The sequence below is a fragment of the Synechococcus sp. H55.2 genome (assembly GCF_047462495.1).
GTDB lineage: Bacteria > Cyanobacteriota > Cyanobacteriia > Thermostichales > Thermostichaceae > Thermostichus.
In genome coordinates, this window is the sequence record NZ_JANSJH010000174.1 from 1 (window position 1) to 2,201 (window position 2,201).

Here is a 2,201-nt window from a genome sequence, read left to right on the forward strand (position 1 = left end):
CCTAGAGCAGGGAAGGTGGCTGCTGGGCTTTGCTCTGCTGGGAATGTTTGCTTTAGCGATGTTAACCGGCTGGCTGAGTAAAAGGCGGCGTTCTTAACTTGCCTTTGATAAGGTCAGAACAAAAGCAAGATCGGCAGTGGCTTTTAACTCATGGGGAACATTTGCCGGAATTAGGACAAATACGCCCGGAGATAGAGAGATCTTTTCTCCTGCAAGGGTTAAGACCCCGGTTCCTTCAATGACGTGGAGAGTGGCGTCCCTTGTGGAGGTATGCTCGGAAATACTTGTACTCCCTGCCATACAGAAAAGAGTATATTGGCAGATTTCAGTTTTCCAGATGATCTTGCTACGGATTCCTCCTGCCGAATAGGCAATGTGATCTTTGAGCTGCAAAAAAGGTGACTCAGGGGAGACGAGGGACATCATTGAGCCTCCTTCTCAGCAACCAGTACCATGTAGCCCAGGTTATTTCGATATCGGCTAAAGATTTGCCTCATAGCTGAGATCCGCTGGCGGATTACAGGACGTGTAAGTACATTCCAAATTATAGTCAAGAGCGTCGGCAATCCTTCCTCTGTAGCAATGGCAACAGGATTGAGCAAAGTTAAGGGGCCGGTGTCGTAGTCGACAACCGTAAGATTTGCTTGCTGAACAGTTGAAAGCCAGCCGTCAGTAGATAAAGGATTGGCATTGACACGAATTACGGAGGATAACTCCTTGCGGATGATGTCAGCGTTGGATCCCTTAACCCGCAGCTCGTGGCTGAGAAACTTACCCCCTGGCTTGAGGCAATTGTAAATCTCGGACAAAATTTTAGATTTTCCTGCATCGGACTGCATTGTTAAAATAGCTTCCGCCAAGACATAGTCAAATTTCTTATCAACTTGATCTAGGTGAAAGATATCGCCCTCGAGGATCTCAACTTGGCCAGCTAGCCCTGCTGCAGAAACATTAGCGCGAGCACGAGCAATGTTATCTGGATTTTTCTCAATGCCGGTAACATACACGCCATAGCGTTTTGCCAATCTAATGGCTGTGTAGCCAAGGCCCGAAGCAAGCTCTAGCACTGTTTCTCCTCGACGGAACTCGGCAAACTTGAAGAGCCGTTCGGTGGCGCCAAAGCCCCCCGGTCGAAGTGCCTTTTTACCTGCCGCAGCCAGTACTTGGTGTCCAGGTACATTTTTTAAGTCCAGCTTAGTCATAGATAACTCTAAAAAAGATACCCTGTGGCCATCTGTTTTGAGCTTGGCTGTGAGCACCTCATCACCTTCTATTATAAGAGATGCTCACAGCCGCAAAGAGAAAACTTATTTTCCCAGCTATTCGAAAAATCGAATATTTGAGAAGAGGAAAAGCTGAGGCGATGCACTTTTTTTGCCATCCTGCTCTTCCCAAATTCTTCTCTCAACTAGAATCCAATACCGACCTATTTTTTGATAACGATCTTCATAGATCATCTTTGCTTGAGTTTTTTCTTCGGTTCCTGGGCTACAATACTCAGCAGTGTAGTGAGTGGGTAGGTAGCCCTCACCTGTATCGTAAAACTCTTGAACTGAGACTGTAATTGTCCGATTGGCAAGATGGCGATGCACCCTTTGAATGTGCTTGCCCTGAACCCAGTACCTATCGGTAGAAGATAAGCCCGAAACAAGAACTTCAGTGATGTCTGAATTTTGTGGCTCTCCATAGACAAAGGTGTGGCCACCGTGTTCTTCGTCGAAGGAATGACGAACGCGATGCACCATGATTTCCCACATCTGTTCCCTTATTTTCTGGCGGATCTCCTCGTCCTCGACGCCGGCAACATCAATCTTCATGTTGCAGTCAATACTCACAACTCCTGAGAAGGAGAGGCTGCTGTCACCTTCTTTGGGAAAGTAGGCTATCTCAGCTCGGTAGCCAGGAAAGTCCTCATCCCAGGTGTAGCGATTCTCAAAGGCCTCTCTAAACAGCTCTTGGGCCGGAGCTTGCTGTGCTGCCATAATCTCCTCCTTAATGAGAAATTTTATTATTTAAATCCTAGTAGAGGCTGATGACTGGGCTTGGGATTTTAAGGTTTCCTTTAACTGTCCACCCACTCAGCAAAATCCCATCTCTTTTTCTCGGAGCTCTTGGCGGTTGCCAACGGGTAGGGGGGCGGAACACCAATCCTTCCCTTTGCCTGAGAGGGCCCTTGAAGTTAATGAAAATTATTAGCAAGG

3 protein-coding genes are annotated in these 2,201 nt (G+C 47.3%); all 3 read right to left on the reverse strand.

The window, feature by feature from the left end; genetic code table 11:
* Nucleotides 1–93: 93 nt before the first annotated feature.
* The 3 genes from NW844_RS12695 to NW844_RS12705 all read right to left on the reverse strand — a co-directional run bounded on the left by NW844_RS12695 (nucleotide 94) and on the right by NW844_RS12705 (nucleotide 1,982).
* On the reverse strand, nucleotides 94–426 hold the full coding sequence (locus tag NW844_RS12695) for a cupin domain-containing protein (protein ID WP_414336164.1): 333 nt from the start codon (nucleotides 424–426) through the stop codon (nucleotides 94–96).
* Nucleotides 423–1,202: an SAM-dependent methyltransferase gene (locus NW844_RS12700; protein WP_414336166.1), complete on the reverse strand. Its 780-nt coding sequence runs from the start codon at nucleotides 1,200–1,202 to the stop codon at nucleotides 423–425. Before NW844_RS12700 ends, NW844_RS12695 begins: the two co-directional genes overlap by 4 nt.
* A gap of 117 nt (nucleotides 1,203–1,319) precedes the next feature.
* Nucleotides 1,320–1,982, reverse strand: coding sequence for a DUF3386 domain-containing protein (locus NW844_RS12705; RefSeq protein WP_414336167.1), 663 nt, complete (start codon nucleotides 1,980–1,982; stop codon nucleotides 1,320–1,322).
* Between the last annotated feature and the right edge of the window lie 219 nt (nucleotides 1,983–2,201).

Coding starts and splice junctions, on each gene's coding strand:
- NW844_RS12695 (WP_414336164.1), bottom strand. CDS start 426: ATGATGTCCCTCGTCTCCCCTGAGTCACCTTTTTTGCAGCTCAAAGAT.
- NW844_RS12700 (WP_414336166.1), bottom strand. CDS start 1,202: ATGACTAAGCTGGACTTAAAAAATGTACCTGGACACCAAGTACTGGCT.
- NW844_RS12705 (WP_414336167.1), bottom strand. CDS start 1,982: ATGGCAGCACAGCAAGCTCCGGCCCAAGAGCTGTTTAGAGAGGCCTTT.